15 protein-coding genes are annotated in these 19,549 nt (G+C 69.0%); 10 read left to right on the forward strand and 5 right to left on the reverse strand.

All coding sequences use genetic code 11. From position 1 onward, the window contains the following. Positions 1–187: 187 nt before the first annotated feature. Positions 188–4,912, forward strand: coding sequence for a DNA translocase FtsK (locus KY49_RS38645; RefSeq protein WP_042585971.1), 4,725 nt, complete (start codon positions 188–190; stop codon positions 4,910–4,912). Positions 4,913–4,990: 78 nt separating this feature from the next. Here KY49_RS38645 and KY49_RS17825 read toward each other — a convergent pair whose 3' ends face one another. Further along, a complete protein-coding gene (locus KY49_RS17825) occupies positions 4,991–6,238 on the reverse strand; it encodes a lactonase family protein (RefSeq protein WP_442854631.1) in 1,248 nt (415 codons plus the stop codon). Positions 6,239–6,398: 160 nt separating this feature from the next. On the opposite strand from KY49_RS17825, the gene KY49_RS17830 reads away from it, so the two are divergent. Both KY49_RS17830 and KY49_RS17835 read left to right on the forward strand, forming a co-directional pair. Further along, the gene (locus KY49_RS17830; RefSeq protein WP_042585973.1) at positions 6,399–8,228 is read left to right on the forward strand and encodes a glycoside hydrolase family 15 protein; all 1,830 of its coding nucleotides are present in this window, start codon (positions 6,399–6,401) and stop codon (positions 8,226–8,228) included. A gap of 213 nt (positions 8,229–8,441) precedes the next feature. After that, positions 8,442–9,902, forward strand: coding sequence for a polyhydroxyalkanoate depolymerase (locus tag KY49_RS17835; RefSeq protein WP_042585974.1), 1,461 nt, complete (start codon positions 8,442–8,444; stop codon positions 9,900–9,902). Positions 9,903–9,980: 78 nt separating this feature from the next. On the opposite strand, the gene KY49_RS17840 is transcribed toward KY49_RS17835, so the two are convergent. Further along, a complete protein-coding gene (locus tag KY49_RS17840; protein ID WP_042585975.1) occupies positions 9,981–10,613 on the reverse strand; it encodes a TetR family transcriptional regulator in 633 nt (210 codons plus the stop codon). Positions 10,614–10,767: 154 nt separating this feature from the next. On the opposite strand from KY49_RS17840, the gene rsxB reads away from it, so the two are divergent. Then, a complete protein-coding gene (rsxB, locus tag KY49_RS17845) occupies positions 10,768–11,733 on the forward strand; it encodes an electron transport complex subunit RsxB (protein ID WP_042585976.1) in 966 nt (321 codons plus the stop codon). Continuing rightward, on the forward strand, positions 11,730–12,374 hold the full coding sequence (gene nth, locus KY49_RS17850; protein WP_042585977.1) for an endonuclease III: 645 nt from the start codon (positions 11,730–11,732) through the stop codon (positions 12,372–12,374). The genes rsxB and nth overlap by 4 nt, the downstream gene beginning before the upstream one ends. A 46-nt stretch (positions 12,375–12,420) precedes the next feature. On the opposite strand, the gene KY49_RS17855 is transcribed toward nth, so the two are convergent. Continuing rightward, positions 12,421–13,347, reverse strand: a complete 927-nt coding sequence (locus KY49_RS17855) for a DMT family transporter (protein WP_042585978.1) — start codon at positions 13,345–13,347, stop codon at positions 12,421–12,423. Positions 13,348–13,545: 198 nt separating this feature from the next. Between KY49_RS17855 and KY49_RS17860 the strand changes: the two genes are divergently transcribed. Next, positions 13,546–13,980, forward strand: a complete 435-nt coding sequence (locus KY49_RS17860; protein ID WP_010091100.1) for a DUF1841 family protein — start codon at positions 13,546–13,548, stop codon at positions 13,978–13,980. Positions 13,981–14,071: 91 nt separating this feature from the next. Here KY49_RS17860 and KY49_RS17865 read toward each other — a convergent pair whose 3' ends face one another. Then, positions 14,072–14,431: a c-type cytochrome gene (locus KY49_RS17865; RefSeq protein ID WP_042585979.1), complete on the reverse strand. Its 360-nt coding sequence runs from the start codon at positions 14,429–14,431 to the stop codon at positions 14,072–14,074. Between the two features lie 40 nt (positions 14,432–14,471). Then, a complete protein-coding gene (locus KY49_RS17870; RefSeq protein ID WP_010091098.1) occupies positions 14,472–14,831 on the reverse strand; it encodes a c-type cytochrome in 360 nt (119 codons plus the stop codon). Between the two features lie 255 nt (positions 14,832–15,086). Here KY49_RS17870 and KY49_RS17875 point away from each other — a divergent pair, with 255 nt between their 5' ends. From KY49_RS17875 to tal, 4 genes are all read left to right on the forward strand, one after another. Further along, positions 15,087–15,929, forward strand: a complete 843-nt coding sequence (locus KY49_RS17875; protein WP_042585980.1) for an AAA family ATPase — start codon at positions 15,087–15,089, stop codon at positions 15,927–15,929. Positions 15,930–15,955: 26 nt separating this feature from the next. Continuing rightward, positions 15,956–17,131 carry a vWA domain-containing protein gene (locus tag KY49_RS17880; protein WP_042585981.1) on the forward strand — a complete coding sequence of 392 codons (1,176 nt, stop codon included), beginning with the start codon at positions 15,956–15,958 and terminating at the stop codon, positions 17,129–17,131. A 39-nt stretch (positions 17,132–17,170) separates the two neighbouring features. Further along, positions 17,171–18,379 (forward strand): benzoate/H(+) symporter BenE family transporter, encoded by a 1,209-nt coding sequence (locus KY49_RS17885; RefSeq protein WP_042585982.1) that lies wholly within the window; start codon positions 17,171–17,173, stop codon positions 18,377–18,379. 206 nt (positions 18,380–18,585) lie between these two features. After that, positions 18,586–19,539: a transaldolase gene (tal, locus tag KY49_RS17890; RefSeq protein ID WP_042585983.1), complete on the forward strand. Its 954-nt coding sequence runs from the start codon at positions 18,586–18,588 to the stop codon at positions 19,537–19,539. The last annotated feature ends 10 nt before the right edge of the window (positions 19,540–19,549 follow it).

Raw genomic sequence — 19,549 nt, forward strand, 5'->3', positions numbered from 1 at the left:
TGGAAGACGTCTGGCCGACCGCGTCTGGCCGACCGCGTCCGGCTAACCGCGTCCCGCCGCGTGAAGCGTCACGCACGCGCGCCCCACGGCGGCGCGTCTGATCGTCTTTTAAAGTCTTCTGCATCGTCAGCCGGTTAAACTCGGCGGGTCGCGCACCGCGCTCCCCGCTCCACTCCTGTTTCAAAGCATGCACACGGTTGTCCTCGGCTGGTTCGGCGTCTCCGCCGTCTGGTTCATCCCTCTCATCTGGCGCCTCGCGAAAGCGATGCTGCCCGGCAGCGGCGGGCTCGCCGGTCACGGCTCGATCCGGCTCTGGCTCGGCTTCGCGTGCGTGTTCGTCGCGAGCTGCACGCTGACGAGCCCGCTGTCCGGCGCCGACGCCAACCTGCTCGGCCATGCGCTGTCCGCCGGCTTCGAGCGCGTGCTCGGCCACATCGGCACGCCGCTCGCGATGGTCGTGCTGTTCTTCGCGGGGCTGCCCTGGCTGACCGGCATCGGCTGGCAACGCGTCGCCGCGTGGCTCGACACGTCGTTCGGGCTTCGGCTGTCGCGCAACGGCGACGACGATGCGCGCGGCGTCGCCGACCTGCCGCGCAGCGCGCTGCATCGCGACGACGAGCGCCGCGTGCGCCGCGCCGGCGACGTCCAGCCGACCACCGCGCATACCGTCAACGCGATGGCGCCCCGGCAGAACGGCCGGTTTTCCCGCCCGACGCTCTGGAAGCCCGATCCGCAAGCGCGCCCGAAAACGCGCGGCCAGACGGCGCCCCGGGCGCACACCGAGCCGGTTGCGCCCACCGGCTGGCTGAAGCCCGCGCCGACGAGCCGGCCGGCCGTGACGCCCGCGGCAAGCCCGGCGAAGCCCTCTTCGACCTCCGGCACGGTTGGCGCGGCGGCTCCTGCACGCCCCGCAGCAAACATCCAGTCGCTGCGCCCCGCTCCGGCCCCGCTCGAGCTCGAGCCGGCCCGCCCCCGGCCGGCGCCGGCAACGCCCGCGCGCCCTGCCGTGACGCCCCGGCAGCCGGTCGCGCCGCGCGCAACCGTCGCGCCCCGCCCGACCGGCGCTGCGCCGGCACGGCCGCTGTCGCGCCCGCCTGCCGCGACGACGACCGCCCCCGTGCCGCCCGCCGTACCCCGCCAGCGACCGGCCGTGCCTGCGCGCGCGCCGCTTTACGCATGGACCGAAAAACCCGCGACGCCGATTACCCCCGCGCCGAGCGTCCACGAGACGCTGCGTTCGATCGAGGCCAGCACCGCTCAATGGGCGTCGCTGGCCAACGCGACGCCGGCCGAAGCCGCACGCGCGGCTGCGCCGCTGGCCGGCGCAGCCGCGGCGGCAGGCGCCGCTGCGTCGAGGTGGCCGGCGGCATCCGCCGGGCTGGTTTCCGTGCCATCCGCCGTGGAGACGGACGAATCCACGCGCATTGCCGACGACCTCAAGGCGGACATCGGCCACGACGATGCAATCGTGCTGCCTGCGTTCGCGCCGGCCGACGCCGCCGCGCCGGAGATCCGGTCCGAAGCGCACGCCATCGTGACAGCCGGCGTCGAAGCATCGGCACCGGAAGCGACGGTCGACGCAGCGCCGGACACAATCGCCGCAGCGACCGATGCCGTTGCCGACACGCCGATCATTACGGGCGCCGACGACGCCGCTCAGGAAATCGAAACCGGCTTCGCGACGACGACCGATACGCAATCCGTGCCGCAAACTGACGCCCCGATCGACCTCGCCCCGTGGGAAGACATCGCCGGGACGGAAACGGCCAACGCAGTGCCCGCCGACACGCCTGCGATCGACACGCCGTCGCTTGCGCCGCAAGCCGACGCCGCCACGACGTCGGCCGGGGCAATCGGCGCGCACCTTCAGCCGGCCGAATCGGCCAAGGCCGCGCAGTCGGCGATCGATGCCGCTCCTGCGGTCTTCGTCGGAACCGCTACCGTCGCGCGCAACGCCGATGCCCCCGGGGCCGATACGTTCACGCCGGCCGGCATGACGAGCGACGCCCCCGAGGTCGCGACGAACGTCGCCGCCACGCAGGCCGCAGACGCGTCCGCGTCGGCCGCCCCGCCGCTCGGAGAAGTGCCGTCGGACGCCGCCCAAACCGCGCCGCCTCCGAAGCCGGCAGCCGTCGAAGCGAGCGCCGTGACGCCTGCGTCGACTGCAAACGTCGTCGCGCCGTCGATTGCCGACGCGTCGCGTGCCGAATCCATCGCCGCCCCGGAGGCCTTCGCATCCGTTGCGACGACGGCCGCGACCGAAACGACTACGCCGCCGCACGCGTCCGGCGCGACGGCGCAACCGGCCGGTACGCTCGCCGCGGCCGCGCCGACGCCTGTCGCAACGGGCGACGCGTCCGCCATCGAACCGGCCGCGCTCGCGGCCGCTGCGGCTGCAATGACCGCGGGCCCGGACGATACCGATCGCGCAGCGAAGTCCGAGATTGCGGGCGCAGGTCTCCCCTCTTCGGTGGCGGTCGAACCCGCCATGACGCCGTCGTTCGCTTTACCGGCCGCGGAACCGGTGCCCACACCGGCGGCCGCGCCCGCTTGGTCGACGTTGACGAATTCGCCCGCCGCAGGTGCGGCAGGGCTGCCCGGCGCAACCAAGCAACCGGCAGTCGCAAGTGCGACGGCACAACCGTCGGCGCCGTCCATCGCAAGCGGGTGGACTGTCATGCCTGCCGTCCCGCCGACGTCCGCAGCCCCCTCGCCGGTTGCCCCGGTCGTTTCGACTGCACCGGTGCTTTCGTCCTCGACGCCAGCCACGCCGTCGCTGTACGGCCTGTCCGCGACATCGGGCACGGCTGCGCCCTCAACGCCTGCGGCGACAACTTCCACTCAGGCAACCCCGACGGCGACCGTTGCGGTACCTGCCGCCGCAATCGTCGACACGTCGGCACGCGTAATGCCCGCTGCAGAACCCTACTCCGCTGCCACGACAACTGCCACGCCCGCGCAGCCGTCGTCGATGGCTGCCGCTCCGGCGTCTGTCGCTGCACCCGCCGCTGTAATCGGCGGTGCGCCGGCACTGATGATGACGACGCCCGCGGCGGCGGCCGCCGTTCCGGCGCAGGCCGCAGCACCCACTGCGGCAATCGCCATTCCCTCGGTGCCGGCGGCAAACACGGCCGCTTCGACAGCCGCTGCTACAGTCGTCGGAGCAACGTTGGCGACGCCCGCTACGACGACGGTCGCTCCGGCGCACGTTGCAGTGCCTGCCGCCACGGCATTCGCCGCGCCTGACGCGCCGGCAGCACCCGCAGCCGTTCCGGTCACCCCGGCTGCGCCCGCCGCCGCAATCGTCGGCACGTCCATGCCAGGAGCGCCCACGGCAACGATCGCCGCCCCGACGCCCGACGCCGCCCCTGCCGCGCCGCCCCCACCCCAGCCGCGGCCGAACGCATTCGAATTCCACGCGCCGGCCACGTTCAGCGTCGAGCTGCCGACGCTCGACCTGCTCGAACCGGCATCGGACGACGTCCAGACGATCTCCGACGAACAGCTCGCCCAGACCGGCCAGGTGATCGAGCAGCGCCTGCAGGAATTCAAGGTGCCGGTGACGGTCGTCGGCGCGTCGGCCGGCCCGGTGATCACGCGCTTCGAGATCGAACCCGCGCTCGGCGTGCGCGGCAGCCAGATCGTCGGCCTGATGAAGGACCTGTCGCGCGGCCTCGGCCTCACGTCGATCCGCGTCGTCGAGACGATCCCCGGCAAGACCTGCATGGGCCTCGAGCTGCCGAACGCGAAACGCCAGATGATCCGCCTGTCGGAAATCCTCGCGTCGCGCCAGTACCAGCATTCGACGTCGCAGCTCACGATCGCGATGGGCAAGGACATCACCGGCCATCCGGTCGTCACCGATCTCGCGAAGGCGCCGCACATGCTCGTCGCGGGCACGACGGGCTCGGGCAAGTCGGTCGCGATCAACGCGATGATCCTGTCGCTGCTGTACAAGGCGACGCCCGAGGACGTGCGGCTCATCATGATCGACCCGAAGATGCTCGAGCTGTCGGTCTACGAAGGCATCCCGCACCTGCTCGCGCCGGTCGTCACCGACATGAAGCTCGCCGCGAACGCGCTCACCTGGTGCGTCGGCGAGATGGAGAAGCGCTACCGGCTGATGTCGGCCGTCGGCGTGCGCAACCTCGCCGGCTTCAACCAGAAGATCCGCGACGCCGAGGCGAAGGAAAAGAAGATCGGCAACCCGTTCTCGCTGACGCCGGAAGATCCCGAGCCGCTGTCGACGCTGCCGCTGATCGTCGTCGTGATCGACGAGCTCGCCGACCTGATGATGGTCGCCGGCAAGAAGATCGAGGAGCTGATCGCCCGCCTTGCGCAGAAGGCGCGCGCGGCCGGCATCCACCTGATCCTCGCGACGCAGCGTCCGTCGGTCGACGTGATCACCGGCCTCATCAAGGCGAACATCCCGACCCGGGTCGCGTTCCAGGTGTCGTCGAAGATCGACTCGCGCACGATCCTCGACCAGATGGGCGCCGAGTCGCTGCTCGGCCAGGGCGACATGCTGTTCCTGCCGCCGGGCACCGGCTACCCGCAGCGCGTGCACGGCGCGTTCGTCGCCGACGAGGAAGTGCACCGGATCGTCGAGTACCTGAAGCAGTTCGGCGAGCCGCAGTACGAGGAAGGGATTCTCGACGGCCCGGCGTCGGAAGGCGCGGCGCAGGACCTGTTCGGCGACGCGCCGGACGCGGAAGCGGACCCGCTGTACGACGAGGCGGTTGCGTTCGTCGTGCGCACGCGCCGCGCGTCGATCTCGTCGGTGCAGCGGCAGCTGCGCATCGGCTACAACCGCGCCGCGCGCCTCGTCGAGCAGATGGAGGCAGCCGGGCTCGTGTCGCCGATGGGCATCAACGGCAGCCGCGAGGTGCTGGTGCCGGCCGCCGCGGAGTAAGCGGCGCTCCGCCCCCCGCACAAGCAAGAAGGGCGCTGCATCGGCAGCGCCCTTCTTGCATCTACGGCGTAAAGCGTCTTACAGCGCCGGAACGAGCTTGAAATCGACCGGCTTGCCGACCGTGACCTTCTGCGGGTTCGCGTCGAGCCTGCCGGTTTCCGCATCGCGCCTGAACACGTAGAACGTGTCGCTGTCCTGGTTGCCGACGATCAGCCACTGGCCGGTCGGGTCGATCAGGAACTCGCGCGGCGTCCTGCCGAGGCTCGATTGGCGGCCGACCGTCTTCAGGCGCCCGTCGGCCGGGTTCACCGCGTAGATGACGATCTCGTTCGCGTCGCCGCGATTGCTCGCGTACAGGAAGCGGCCGTCCGGCGACAGGTGGAGCGCCGCGCCGCCGACCTTGCCCTTGAAGCCGGGCGCGGCCATCGGCACGGTCTGGACCGGCGTCAGCTTGCCGTCCTGGTGGCCGAACACCTCGACCGCGGCGTTCAGCTCGCTCGTCACGTACGCGTAGCGGCCGTTCGCGTCGAACACCATGTGGCGCGGGCCCGAACCCGGCTTCACGGGCGTGTAGCGCGTGTCGGTCGGGCTGATCAGGCCGCGGCTGCCGTCGACCGTGTAACGATAGCCGAAGATCCTGTCCGCGCCGAGATCCTGCACGAACAGGATGCGACCGTCCGGCGAAAACACCGCCGAGTGCGCGTGCGCGCCGTCCTGGCGCCCCTTCACGGGCCCGCTGCCCGCGTGATGCACGGTCAGCGCGGCCTGGCCCACCGCGCCGTCCTCGCGCAGCGGAAACACCGCGAAGCTGCCGCCCGGGTCGGCCGCGACCGAGTAGTTCGCGGTCACGAGGTACTTGCCGTCCGGGGACAGGCTCAGGTAGCACGGATCGTTCCCTTCCGACGACACGCGGTTGATGAACGCCAGCGCGCCCGTCTTCGCGTCGAAGCGGAACGCGCTGATGCCGCCGCGCTGGCCGGCCGGACCGTTGTCGCCGGGCAACTCGTTGACCGCGTATACGGTGCGGCCGTCGCGGCTCGGCAACAGGTACGACGGATTGACGGTCTTCGTCGACGACACCGGCGCGACGCTGCCCGTCTTCGTGTCGAAGCGATACACGTAGATCCCGTCGCTGCCGCCGTCCGTGTAGGTGCCGACCAGCAGATTGTAGACGCCGTCCGCGGGCGCCGTCGCGGACTGTTGCGCGAACGCATGGGTCGCGGATAAGGAAAGCACGATCGCGAAACCTTTCATCCAGTGCGCGAGCCTAAGCGGAAACCCTCGGGTCGAAGCGCGCGCGTCACGTGCGCGTAAACGGCTGGGCATTGAATCCTCCTTGCATCGAGCCGCGTCAAGTGTTGATATGTGACGAAACGCCGGCCGTTGCGCGCTCCGCCGCCCGGCCGAGTATACGGGGCGCGAAGCCGGGACGTGAAGCCCGGCTGCCGTCGTCCGGATAGTGAACGCGTAACAAGGATCGCCGCCCATGCCCGCCCTGATCGAAGACTACGCCCTCGTCGGCGACGGCCACACGGCCGCGCTGATCGCGAAAGACGGCTCCGTCGACTGGCTGTGCTGGCCCCGCTTCGATTCGGGCGCCTGTTTCGCGGCCCTCGTCGGCACGCCCGAGCACGGCCGCTGGCTGCTCGCGCCGGCCGCCGACGTCGCGATCACGCACACGACGCGCCGCTATCGCGGCGACACACTGATACTCGAAACCGATTACGAGAGCGCCGACGGCGCCGTCACCGTGATCGATTTCATGCCGCCCGGCAACGGCTGGTCGGAGCTGGTGCGGATCGTCGTCGGCCGGCACGGCACGATGAAGATGCGCATGGAGCTCGTGTTGCGCTTCGACTACGGCTTCTCGATTCCGTGGGTCACGCAGCTGTCGCGCGAGGACGGCGTGAAGGCGATCGCGGGGCCCGACACCGTCGTGCTGCGCACGAGCGTGCCGCTCACCGGCAAGAACCTGCACACGCTCGCCGAATTCACGGTGAGCGCCGACGAACGCGTGCCGTTCTCGCTCGGCTACGCGCCGTCGCACCTGCGGCTGCCGCCCGCGCGCGACCCGCTGTCGATGCTCGGGCGCACCGAGAACTACTGGCTCGAATGGTCGGGGCGCTGCCAGGTGCACGGCCGCTACGAAGCCGCGGTGCGCCGCTCGCTGATCACGCTGAAGGCGCTCGCGTACGAGCCGACGGGCGGCATCGTCGCGGCGCCGACCACGTCGCTGCCCGAGCACCTTGGCGGCACCCGCAACTGGGATTACCGCTACTGCTGGCTGCGCGACGCGACGATCACGCTGCTCGCGCTGATGCGCGGCGGCCATTACGACGAGGCGCGCGCATGGCGCGCGTGGCTCGGCCGCGTGATGGCCGGCTCGCCCGAGCAGATTCAGATCATGTACGGGATCGCGGGCGAGCGCCGGCTGCCGGAAATGGAGCTCGACTGGCTGCCCGGATACCAGGATTCGAAGCCCGTGCGGGTCGGCAACGGCGCCGCGAACCAGTTGCAGCTCGACGTGTTCGGCGAAGTGATGGCGGCGCTGCACCTCGCGCGCGTGGGCGGCCTGCAGGCCGACGACACCGTATGGTCGGTGCAGTGCACGCTGCTCGACCATCTCGAGAAAATCTGGCGGCAGCCCGACGAAGGCATCTGGGAAACGCGCGGCGGCCGCCGCCACTTCACGTTTTCGAAGGTGATGGCGTGGGTCGCGTTCGACCGCGCGATCAAGTCTGCGGAAATGTTCCGCCTGCCCGGCTCGCTCGAGCGCTGGCGCGACCTGCGCGAACAGATCCACGCGGACGTCTGCGCAAACGCGTGGCATGCGGACAAGCAGGCATTCACGCAGAGCTACGGCAGCGACGAGCTCGACGCGAGCGTGCTGCTGCTGCCGCAGCTCGGCTTCCTGCCGCCGGACGACCCGCGCATCGTCGGCACGATCGACGCGATCGAACGCGAACTGCTGCACGACGGCCTCGTGCTGCGCTACCGCACGAGCGAATACGACGACGGCCTGCCGCCCGGCGAAGGCACGTTTCTCGCATGCAGTTTCTGGCTCGTCGACGCGTATGCGCTGCTCGGCCGGATCGACGAAGCGCATCGCCTGTTCCGCCGGCTGCTGTCGCTGTCGAACGACCTCGGGCTGCTCGCCGAGGAGTACGACCCGGTCGCGGGCCGCCTCGTCGGCAACTTCCCGCAGGCGTTCTCGCACGTCGCGCTCGTGCACACGGCGATGAACCTGATGCACCATGAGGAGGCAATGGCGCGCGCGGCCGGCCAGCCCGAGCCGGCGGTCGCCGCGGGGCGCTGAACGCGGGTGGCCGAGGCGGCTTCAGAGAACGTCAAATGGCAACAAATTCATGAAAAATCAGGGAAATGTTGCATTGCACCACCCCACGTTGTCCGATATGATCGACGGCGATTGACCGGCCGCGGTGCAACATGGCCGATCGCTGACCCACACGGCGCGCCACGACACCCAACGTCGCCCTCGCGCACCGTCCCCCAAGCGGGAGTTGTCTGCATGCTTTACCAATTGCATGAATTCCAGCGGGCGATGCTGAGCCCGCTCACGGCCTGGGCCCAGGCTGCGTCGAAATCGTTCGCCAATCCGTCCAGCCCGCTCTCGCTGATGCCCGGAGCGACGCGGATGGCCGCCGCGTACGAATTGCTGTACCGGCTCGGCAAGGACTACGAGAAGCCCGAATTCAACCTGCACCAGATCGTCAAGGACGGCCACAACATCCCGATCGTCGAGCAGACGATCGTCGAGAAGCCGTTCTGCCGCCTGCTGCGCTTCAAGCGCTACTCGGACGACGCGGGCGCGGTCACCCAGCTGAAGGACGAGCCGGTCGTGCTGGTCTGCGCGCCGCTGTCCGGCCACCACTCGACGCTGCTGCGCGACACCGTGCGCACGTTGCTGCAGGATCACAAGGTCTACATCACCGACTGGATCGACGCGCGGATGGTGCCGGTCGAGACCGGCCCGTTCCACCTGCACGACTACGTCGCGTACATCCAGGAGTTCATCCGCCACATCGGCGCGCGCAACCTGCACGTGATCTCGGTATGCCAGCCGACGGTGCCGGTGCTCGCGGCGATCTCGCTGATGGCGAGCCGCGGCGAGGACACGCCGCTCACGATGACGATGATGGGCGGGCCGATCGACGCGCGCCTCAGCCCGACGTCGGTGAACTCGCTCGCGACGCAGCATTCGATCTCCTGGTTCGAGAACAACGTGATTCACACGGTGCCCGCGAACTATCCGGGCGAAGGCCGTCACGTCTATCCGGGCTTCCTGCAGCATGCGGGCTTCGTCGCGATGAATCCGGAGCGGCACGCGGCATCGCACTGGGACTTCTACCAGAGCCTGCTGCGCGGCGACGAAGACGACGCGGAAGCGCATCGCAACTTCTACGACGAATACAACGCGGTGCTCGACATGGCCGCCGAGTATTACCTCGAGACGATCCGCATCGTGTTCCAGGAGTTCCGCCTTGCCGAAGGCACGTGGGAGATCGACGGCGAGCTCGTGCGCCCGCAGGACATCAAGCACACCGCGCTGATGACGATCGAGGGCGAGCTCGACGACATCTCCGGCAGCGGCCAGACCCACGTCGCGCACGAGCTGTGCACCGGCATCCCGCCGGACCAGCGCCGCAACCTGACCGCCGAAAAGTGCGGGCACTACGGGATTTTCTCGGGCCGCCGCTGGCGCACGATCATTTACCCGCAGCTACGCGACTTCATCCGCGAGCACGCGCCGGAGCCGAAGCACGGCGCCGCGAAGGATCGCCCGGATGCGCAACCGGCCGCGCCGCTCGCCGCCGTACCGGCCGCGAATGCGCCGGCCGGGTCCGCGAAGACCGCCGCCGCGAAACGCGCGCGCGCGAAGACGCCCGCTGCGGCCGCCCCGGCGAAAGCCCCCGCCGCGAAGCGCGTCGGCACGCGCGCAAAGCCCGCCCGCACCCGCAAGGCGGCCTGACGCCGGCGCGCCAGACGAAAAACGCCGCCGTGCCAGCGCACGGCGGCGTTTTTTCCTCCGGCGGCCGAAAACCGTTCGTCAGCGCCGCAGCAGATAGGCGAGCAGCAGCTCGGTGTTCATTCTGACCATCTCGTCGCGCTCGTCGGGCGTGCTGAAGTCGCGGCCGAGCGTCGCGGCGAGCGTGAAGCGGTTCGACACGATGTAGTAGCCGAGCCCCGACAGGGTCACGTAGAAGCGCAGCGGATCGACGTCGCTGCGAAACAGACCGGCCTTCTGGCCGCGCGTGAGCACGTTGCCGAGCATCGTGACGATCGGCGAGATCATTTCGCGGATCCGCGTCGACTTGTGCAGATAGCGGGCTTCGTGCAGGTTTTCGTTGTTGATCAGCCGCAGCAGCTCGGGATGGTCGCGGTAGTAGTCCCACACGAAGTGCGCGAGCCGCGTGACCGCCTCGACCGGCGCGACGCCGTCCAGGTCGAGCACGCGTTCGGCCTCGGTCAGCGCGGAAAACGCATGCTCGAGCACGGCGGTAAACAGCTGCTCCTTGCTGCCGAAGTAGTAATAGAGCATGCGCTCATTGGTTTCCGCCCGCCGCGCGATCTGATCGACGCGCGCGCCGAACAGGCCCCCACTCGCGAATTCTTCGGCCGCCGCCATCAGGATGCGGCGGCGGGTGCCTTCAGGATCTCTTTTGATTTTTGGCTGATTCATGGTGGCGTTTTGCTATGTGAGCCGCGTGATCCGGATCAGTCGCCCCACCTTGTCGGCACCGGCGACACTGGAACAAGCACGCCTTGCGGCGTTCCCCCTGCTGCGCCCCTGCAAAAATGCGCTTCGATTATGCGCACAGACTGCGTCAAGCGCAATGCGGGAAATCGGCGATAATCTTCCTTTGGCAAACCTTGCCGGCCGCGCCCGCCGTAGCCGGCAGACATTCGGCGCACCGGCGCCCGCTGTCCCCGTGACCGACTCCAAGACACTCGCGGATCGCATCGAAGATCTGCTGCCCCAGACCCAATGCACGAAGTGCGGCTATAACGGTTGCCGCCCGTACGCCGAGGCCATCGCCGCCGGCGACGCGAACTACAACCAGTGCCCGCCGGGCGGCGCCGAAGGCGTCGCGCGCCTCGCCCGCCTGCTCGGCAAGCCCGTGATTCCGCTGAATCCGGTCAACGGCGACGAGCGGGCGCGCCCCGTCGCGGTGATCGACGAAAACCTCTGCATCGGCTGCACGCTCTGCATGCAGGCCTGCCCGGTCGATGCGATCGCCGGCGCGCCCAAGCAGATGCACACGGTGATCGCGTCGCTTTGCACGGGCTGCGACCTGTGCGTGCCGCCGTGCCCGGTCGACTGCATCGCGATGTTGCCCGTCACCGGCGAGCACACCGGCTGGGACGCATGGACGCAGGCGCAGGCCGACGCCGCGCGCGAACGCCACGACCGCCGGCTCGCGCGCCAGCGCCGTGAGCGCGAGGCCGCCGAAGCGCGCGCGGCCGCGCGCCGCTCGGCGAGCGCTACCGCGTCGGCCACACCGGCCGCGACGCAGCCCGCGGCGGCCGACGCGGCCACGGATGCCGACGCGAAGAAACGCGCGATCATCGCGGCCGCGCTCGAACGCGCGCGCAAGAAGAAGGACGAGCTGGCCGCGCAAGGCAGCGCGCCGAAGAACACCGAAGGCGTGAGCCCCGCGGTCCAGGCCCAGATCGATGCGGCCGAGGCGCGCCGCAAGCGGCTCGCCGAGCAGCAGGCGCAGGCGGCCGAGCAAGCCGGCGAAGGCTCGTCCGAACCGGAAGACGGCCCGTCCGCGCCACCCGACCAGAAACCACAATGAACGCCAGCAAACGACGTGCGATCTTCGAAACGCTGCAGAGCCTCAATCCGAATCCGACCACCGAGCTCGAATACTCGACGCCGTTCGAACTGCTGATCGCCGTGATGCTGTCCGCGCAGGCGACCGACGTGTCGGTCAACAAGGCGATGCGCAAGATGTTCCCGGTCGCGAACACGCCGCGACAAATTGTCGCGCTCGGCGAGGAAGGCGTCGCCGAGTACATCAAGACGATCGGGCTGTACCGGACCAAGGCGAAGAACGTGGTCGCCGCGTGCCGGATCCTGCTCGAGCAGTACGGCGGCGAAGTGCCGGCCGATCGCGAGGCGCTCGAGAGCTTGCCGGGCGTCGGCCGCAAGACCGCCAACGTCGTGCTCAACACCGCGTTCGGCCATCCGACGATCGCGGTCGACACGCACATCTTCCGCGTCGCGAACCGCACCGGCCTCGCGCCCGGCAAGGACGTGCGGGCCGTCGAGGCCGCGCTCGAGAAGTTCACGCCGAAGGAATTCCTGCAGGATGCGCATCACTGGCTGATCCTGCACGGCCGCTACGTGTGCAAGGCGCGCAAGCCCGAATGCTGGCACTGCGCGATCGAGCCGCTGTGCGAGTACCGGCCGAAGACCCCGCCGCCCACTGAATGACCCGCCGCGCGCAGCCGCGGCCCCGAGTCCACGCGACCCGCCCCGATCAAGCGTTGGAGGTCGCCGTCGCATCGTCCGCGGCGGCGCCGCCCGCCCGCACGAGCGCCAGCACCGCCGCGAGAATCGCGACGCCGCCCGCCCACTGCATCGGCGACAACGCCTCGCCGAACAGCAGCGCCGCGAGCGCGACGGTCACGACCGGCTCCAGCGTCGACAGCATCGACGTGCGCGCCGCGCCGAGCCGCTCGAGCCCCGCGAAGAACGCGATCATCGCGGCGACCGTCGACACGAGCGCGATCGCCAGCATCGCCGCCCAGCCGCCCGCCGTCGCGGGCCAGTGCGGCGGCGTGCCGAGCGCCGCGCCGCGCACGACGGCGATCAGCACGAGCGTCGCGGTGGCGGACGCGCAGATGACGGCGGTCGTCGCGAGCGGGTCGATGCCGCGCGTCGCCTTGGTGCCGGCAACGATGTACAGCGAATAGATCACCGCGGCGGCGAGCGCCAGCGCGATGCCGAGCGGCTCGCCATGACCGCCGCCGACCATCAGCGCCGAGCCCGCTACGCACAGCACGAGCGCGACGACCTTGGCGCGCGTGAGCCGCTCGCCGAGCCACCATGCGGCGAGCAGCGTGACGAACGCCGGATACAGGTACAGCAGCAGCGCGACGAGGCTCGCCTGCGCGTGCTGCAACGCGCTGAAATAGCAGAACGACTGGCCGACGTAGCCCAACGCGCCCATTGCGACGAGGGAGCCAAGCGCGCGACCGCGCGGCCACACGACGCCGCGGCGCCTTGCGATCGCGGCGAGCACCGCGCCGCCGATTGCGAAGCGCACGATCAGGAGCCCGAGCACGTCGACGCCGCCTGCATACGCATAGCGGCCGAAGATCGCCATCGCGCCGAACGCAGCGGCGGACAACGCGACATAGAGCGTGCCCTGCAGGGCGGCGGACGGTGGACGGGCGGAGGACATGACGGCGCGAAGGTGGACGAAATACCGAAATCGTAGGAGTGTATCGGCGGCTCGGCGCGCCGCCCAGCCCGCGCTTACCCGCGCGCCCGGCCTTCCCGCTTCCCGTCGCGCCCGCCCCCGCCGCCAGCACCGCTCGCCGACCCGGCGTACAATGCGCGACGCGGCATCACGCCGATGCGAATCACGACGTTTCCCACCATGTTCAATCCGAGTCGCGACGAAGTGCGTCGCTTTTTCATCGACACCTGGCGCAAGCAGCGCGCCGGCGAAATCCTCACGCCGCTCGAAGCGATCGCGGCCGACTGGATCGTCGAACACCCCGAATACCACGACGACCTCGCGGACGCCGACGGCGCCGCCGAGCGCAACTACACGCCCGAGGAAGGCCGCACGAATCCGTTCCTGCACCTGTCGATGCACCTCGCGATCAGCGAGCAGCTGTCGATCGACCAGCCGCCCGGAATCCGCGCCGCGCACGACAAGCTCGCGGCGAAGCTCGACTCGACGCACGAAGCGCAGCACGCGATCATGGAATGCCTCGGCGAGACGATCTGGGAAGCGCAGCGCACGGGCACGCCGCCCGATTCGGACGCGTACCTGCAGCGCATCCTGCGCCGCGCGTCGCGCGACTGAACCTGCCGGACGCCGACCCGAACGCGGATAAAAAAATACCCCGCCTCGGCGGGGTATCTTCTGCGGCACGGGCCCGTCCGGGCCCCGGCGCTTACTTCTTGAACACCAGGTCGCCCTTCAGCGACTCGATGTAGGCCGCGATGTCCTTCATGTCGCTGACCGACAGGTTCTGAACCTGTGCCTGCATGATCGCGTTGTTGCGGCCGAGCAGCGGGTTCGTGAGGCCCATCTGGTACTGGCGCATCGCCCAGACGAGGTAGTCGGCGTGCTGGCCGGCGAGACGCGGATACTCCGCGTTGATCGGCTGGTTCATCTTCGCGCCGTGGCAGGCTGCGCAGTTGTGCGATTCGACCAGGTCCTTGCCCTTCGACAGGTCGGCCGCGTGCGCGCTGCCGATCGCGAGGCCGGCCGCGAACGCGATCGCCGCCGCCGTCTTGAATGCGTTGTTCATGAATGCTCCTATCCCGCGTATGAGGTCAGCAAGCGCGCGCTTACTTGTAGGGATTGTCCTTCGAGTCGGGTTTCTGCGCGGCATAGTAGGCCGCCAGATCGGCGATGTCCTGGTCCGTCAGCGAACCGGCGATCGCGTTCATCGACGGGAAACGGCGGTCCTTCTTGCGGTAGGCCTGCAGCGCGTTCGCGAGGTATTGCTCGTTCTGGCCGCCGAGAACCGGCACCCGGTAGACCTCCGGGTAGGCGGTGCGGTAATCCTGGATGCCGTGACAGCCGATGCACATGGCGGCCTTGCTCGCCCCGTCCTTCGGGTTGCCGACCACACCGGCCGCCTGCGCGCTGCCCGCGAGCGCCACGAGCGCTGCGACAACAACGTGTTTGCCGACGAATTTGTTCATAGCTCTTGTAACCTAGCTTGAGGGGAAACTGGCGCCAAAGCGGCAACGGCCCGCGCCGTTTTGCTTATCGGGTCGCCACGCAGGCCAAAAAAACGGCCAGATTGTACCGCGACGGCGGGGAACGCGTCCATACGGCTTCCCGGCCCGTCCCGCCGCGGTCCCGCCGCGGTCCCGCAACGATACGCGGCCACGCCCGAACCCGACAGCCCTTCTGACTTATACTGGGTTTTTTTCGCGATAGAGAAGAGCGCCGCCATGCGTTTCGAAGGGTCCTCGCACTACGTCGCCACCGACGATCTGAAGCTCGCGGTCAACGCCGCGCTGACGCTGCAACGCCCGCTCCTGATCAAGGGCGAGCCCGGCACCGGCAAGACCATGCTCGCCGAGGAAGTCGCAGCAGCCCTCGACATGCCGCTGCTGCAGTGGCACATCAAGTCGACCACGAAGGCGCAGCAGGGGCTGTACGAATACGACGCCGTGTCGCGGCTGCGCGACTCGCAGCTCGGCGACGAGCGCGTGAAGGACATCGCGAACTACATCGTCAAGGGCGTGCTGTGGCAGGCGTTCGACGCCGAGCGCCCGAGCGTGCTGCTGATCGACGAGATCGACAAGGCCGACATCGAATTCCCGAACGACCTGCTGCGCGAGCTCGACCGGATGGAGTTCCACGTGTACGAGACGCGCGAGACCGTGCGCGCGAAGCACCGCCCGCTCGTGATCATCACGTCGAACAACGAGAAGGAGCTGCCCGACGCGTTCCTGCGCCGCTGCTTCTTCCACTACATCCAGTTCCCCGACGCGTCGACGATGCAGAAGATCGTCGCGGTCCACTACCCGAACATCCGCGAGGAGCTGCTGCATGCCGCGCTCGAGAGCTTCTTCGAGCTGCGCGGCGTGTCGGGCCTGAAGAAGAAGCCGTCGACCTCCGAGCTGCTCGACTGGCTGAAGCTGCTGCTCGCCGAGAACATTCCGCCGGAATCGCTGCGCGGCGCCGATCGCAAGCAGATCGTGCCGCCGCTTGCGGGCGCGCTGCTGAAGAACGAGCAGGACCTGAGCCTGTTCGAGCGGCTCGTCTACATGAACCGGCACAACCGGTAAGCCCCCCATTCCGCGAAGGCCCGGCCATGTTGCTCAATTTCTTCTACGCGCTGCGCGCAGCGAAGCTGCCCGTCTCGGTGAAGGAATACCTGACGCTGCTCGAATCGCTGAAGGCCGGACTCATCGCGCCGTCGCTCGACGCGTTCTATTACCTCGCGCGGATGACGCTCGTGAAGGACGAGCAGTACTTCGACAAGTTCGACCAGGCGTTCGGCGCGTACTTCCACGGCGTGTCCGCGCTGCCGTCCGACGCGTTCGACATTCCGCTCGACTGGCTCGAGAAGCGCCTCGAGCGCGAGCTGAGCGACGAGGAGAAAGCGCAGATCGAGGCGATGGGCGGGCTCGACAAGCTGATGGAGCGCCTGAAGCAGCTGCTCGACGAGCAGAAGGAGCGGCACGAAGGCGGCAACAAGTGGATCGGCACCGGCGGCACCTCGCCGTTCGGCCACGGCGGCTACAACCCGGAAGGCGTGCGCATCGGCGGGCCGTCGAACGGCAACCGCACCGCGGTCAAGGTGTGGGAAGCGCGCGCGTTCCGCGACTACGACGATTCGGTCGAGATCGGCACGCGCAACATCAAGGTCGCGCTGCGGCGGCTGCGCCGCTTCGCGCGCGAAGGCGCGGCCGAGGAGCTCGACCTGCCCGGCACGATCCGCAGCACCGCGGCGAACGCGGGCTGGCTCGACTTGCGGATGGTGCCCGAGCGCCACAACAACGTGAAGGTGCTGATGCTGCTCGACGTCGGCGGCTCGATGGACGACCACATCAAGCGCACCGAAGAGCTGTTCTCCGCCGCGAAGGCGGAATTCAAGCACCTCGAGTTCTACTACTTCCACAACTGCGTGTACGACCACCTGTGGAAGCACAACCGGCGCCGCCACGCGGAACGCACCGCGACGTGGGACGTGCTGCACAAGTTCACGCCCGACTACAAGCTGATCTTCGTCGGCGATGCGACGATGAGCCCGTACGAAGTGCTGCAGCCGGGCGGCTCGGTCGAATACAACAACCCCGAGGCCGGCGCGGTGTGGCTGCGGCGGCTCGCCGACCAGTTCCCGCATCATGCGTGGCTGAACCCCGAGCCCGAGCGGCTATGGGAATACCGGCAATCGGTCGCGATCATCCGCGACCTGCTCGGCCAGCGCATGTATCCGCTCACGCTCGCGGGGCTCGAAACCGCGATGCGCGCACTCAGCAAGTAACGGCGGCCGCCCGCGCGGCCCGCTTCTCCGGAGTCAACCATGAATCAGTCGTCCACCGCGGGCGCGGGCCGCGCGAGCGGTCGCTTCTTCTCTGACACGTCGGTCTCGGCGCTCGTCGCCGGCTTCGTCGCGATGATGACCGGCTACACGAGCTCGCTCGTGCTGATGTTCCAGGCCGGCCGCGCCGCGCACCTGAGCGACGCGCAGATCTCGTCGTGGATCTGGGCGCTGTCGATCGGCATGGCGGTGACGACGATCGGCCTGTCGCTGCGCTTTCGCGCGCCCGTCGTCGTCGCGTGGTCGACGCCCGGCGCGGCGCTGCTGGTCGCGTCGCTGCCCGGCGTGCCGTACTCCGAGGCGATCGGCGCGTTCATCGTGTGCGCGCTGCTGCTGACCGCGGTCGGCATGAGCGGCCTGTTCGACACGCTGATGCGCAAGATCCCGGCCGGCATCGCCGCCGCGCTGCTCGCGGGCATCCTGTTCGAGATCGGCATCGAGATCTTCCGCGCCGCGCAGTACCAGACCGCGCTGGTGCTCGCGATGTTCTTCACGTACCTGATCGTCAAGCGGCTCGCGCCGCGTTACGCGATCGTGACGACGCTGATCGTCGGCACGGCGGTCGCGGGCGGCCTCGGGCTGCTCGACTTCAGCCGCTTCCATATCGCGCTCGCGAAACCCGTGTTCACGATGCCCGCGTTCTCGCTCGCGTCGATCGTCAGCATCGGTATTCCGCTGTTCGTGGTCGCGATGGCGTCGCAGAACGTGCCGGGCATCGCGGTGCTGCGCGCGGACGGCTACCCGACGCCGTCGTCGCCGCTGATCGCGACGACGGGCCTCGCGTCGCTCGCGCTCGCGCCGTTCGGCTCGCACGGCGTGAACCTCGCCGCGATCACCGCGGCGATCTGCACCGGCCCCGAGGCACACGAGGACCGCGCGAAGCGCTACACGGCCGCGGTGTGGTGCGGCACCTTCTACCTGATCGCGGGCATCTTCGGCGCGACGATCGCGGCGCTGTTCGCCGCGCTGCCGAAGGCGCTCGTCGTGTCGGTCGCCGCGCTCGCGCTGTTGGGCTCGATCATGAGCGGCATGGCGAACGCGATGCAGGACGCGCGGCAGCGCGAAGCGGCGCTCGTCACGTTCATGGTCACCGCGTCGGGCCTCACGCTGCTGTCGATCGGCCCGGCGTTCTGGGGGCTCGTCGCCGGGGTCGTCACGCAGGCGATCCTCAACGCGCGCCGCCCCGCGTAAGGACCATTCGCGCCGGCGGCGAAACCGGCCCCGGCGCTCGTCTGCCATGCGAAACATGTGCGCCGCGATGGGCGACCCGATGCGCGACGCGAATCGGGCCTAGAATAGCGGATCGGAACCGGCGCCCCGCGCGCCGCTTCGCTTCGCCGCCGCGTTCGCGCGGCCCGTGAGAACCCCGGCGCATCGCGCCCTCTTCTCGAATCGCCATGACTACCGCACTCGACCAGCTGAAGCAGTACACCACCGTCGTCGCCGACACGGGCGATTTCCAGCAGCTCGCGCAATACCAGCCGCGGGACGCGACCACGAACCCGTCGCTGATCCTGAAGGCGGTGCAGAAGGATGCGTACAAGCCGATCCTCGAAAAAACCGTCCGCGATCACCGCAACGAAAGCACCGATTTCATCATCGACCGTCTGCTGATCGCATTCGGCACCGAAATCCTGAAGCTGATTCCGGGCCGCGTGTCGACCGAAGTCGACGCGCGCCTGTCGTTCGACGCGAAGCGCTCCGTCGACAAGGCGCACGAGCTGATCAAGCTCTACGAAGCCGCCGGCATCGGCCGCGAGCGCATCCTGATCAAGCTCGCGTCGACCTGGGAAGGCGTCTGCGCGGCCGAGGTGCTGCAAAAGGAAGGGATCAAGTGCAACATGACCCTGCTTTTCTCGCTGGTGCAGGCCGCCGCGTGCGCGGAAGCCGGCGCACAGCTGATCTCGCCGTTCGTCGGCCGCATCTACGACTGGTACAAGAAGCAGGCCGGCGCCGAATGGGATGAAGCGAAGAACGGCGGCGCGAACGATCCGGGCGTGCAGTCGGTGCGCCGCATCTACACGTACTACAAGACCTTCGACTACCACACCGAGGTGATGGGCGCGAGCTTCCGCACGACGAGCCAGATCGTCGAGCTCGCGGGCTGCGACCTGCTGACCATCAGTCCCGATTTGCTGCAGAAGCTGCAGGACAGCAACGAGACGGTCACGCGCAAGCTGTCGCCGGACGCGCTCACGGATGCGCCCGCCGCACGGGTCGCGATCGACGAGGCGTCGTTCCGCTTCCAGCTGAACGACGACGCGATGGCGACCGAGAAGCTCGCCGAAGGCATCCGCACGTTCGCCGCCGACGCGGTGAAGCTCGAGAAGCTGATCGACGCGCTGCGCTGAACCCCGCCGA

The organism is Burkholderia sp. MSHR3999 (genome assembly GCF_000833595.1).
Classification (GTDB): Bacteria; Pseudomonadota; Gammaproteobacteria; order Burkholderiales; family Burkholderiaceae; genus Burkholderia; species Burkholderia ubonensis.

Coding starts and splice junctions, on each gene's coding strand:
- KY49_RS38645 (WP_042585971.1), top strand. CDS start 188: ATGCACACGGTTGTCCTCGGCTGGTTCGGCGTCTCCGCCGTCTGGTTC.
- KY49_RS17825 (WP_442854631.1), bottom strand. CDS start 6,238: ATGCCCAGCCGTTTACGCGCACGTGACGCGCGCGCTTCGACCCGAGGG.
- KY49_RS17830 (WP_042585973.1), top strand. CDS start 6,399: ATGCCCGCCCTGATCGAAGACTACGCCCTCGTCGGCGACGGCCACACG.
- KY49_RS17835 (WP_042585974.1), top strand. CDS start 8,442: ATGCTTTACCAATTGCATGAATTCCAGCGGGCGATGCTGAGCCCGCTC.
- KY49_RS17840 (WP_042585975.1), bottom strand. CDS start 10,613: ATGAATCAGCCAAAAATCAAAAGAGATCCTGAAGGCACCCGCCGCCGC.
- rsxB (WP_042585976.1), top strand. CDS start 10,768: ATGCGGGAAATCGGCGATAATCTTCCTTTGGCAAACCTTGCCGGCCGC.
- nth (WP_042585977.1), top strand. CDS start 11,730: ATGAACGCCAGCAAACGACGTGCGATCTTCGAAACGCTGCAGAGCCTC.
- KY49_RS17855 (WP_042585978.1), bottom strand. CDS start 13,347: ATGTCCTCCGCCCGTCCACCGTCCGCCGCCCTGCAGGGCACGCTCTAT.
- KY49_RS17860 (WP_010091100.1), top strand. CDS start 13,546: ATGTTCAATCCGAGTCGCGACGAAGTGCGTCGCTTTTTCATCGACACC.
- KY49_RS17865 (WP_042585979.1), bottom strand. CDS start 14,431: ATGAACAACGCATTCAAGACGGCGGCGGCGATCGCGTTCGCGGCCGGC.
- KY49_RS17870 (WP_010091098.1), bottom strand. CDS start 14,831: ATGAACAAATTCGTCGGCAAACACGTTGTTGTCGCAGCGCTCGTGGCG.
- KY49_RS17875 (WP_042585980.1), top strand. CDS start 15,087: ATGCGTTTCGAAGGGTCCTCGCACTACGTCGCCACCGACGATCTGAAG.
- KY49_RS17880 (WP_042585981.1), top strand. CDS start 15,956: ATGTTGCTCAATTTCTTCTACGCGCTGCGCGCAGCGAAGCTGCCCGTC.
- KY49_RS17885 (WP_042585982.1), top strand. CDS start 17,171: ATGAATCAGTCGTCCACCGCGGGCGCGGGCCGCGCGAGCGGTCGCTTC.
- tal (WP_042585983.1), top strand. CDS start 18,586: ATGACTACCGCACTCGACCAGCTGAAGCAGTACACCACCGTCGTCGCC.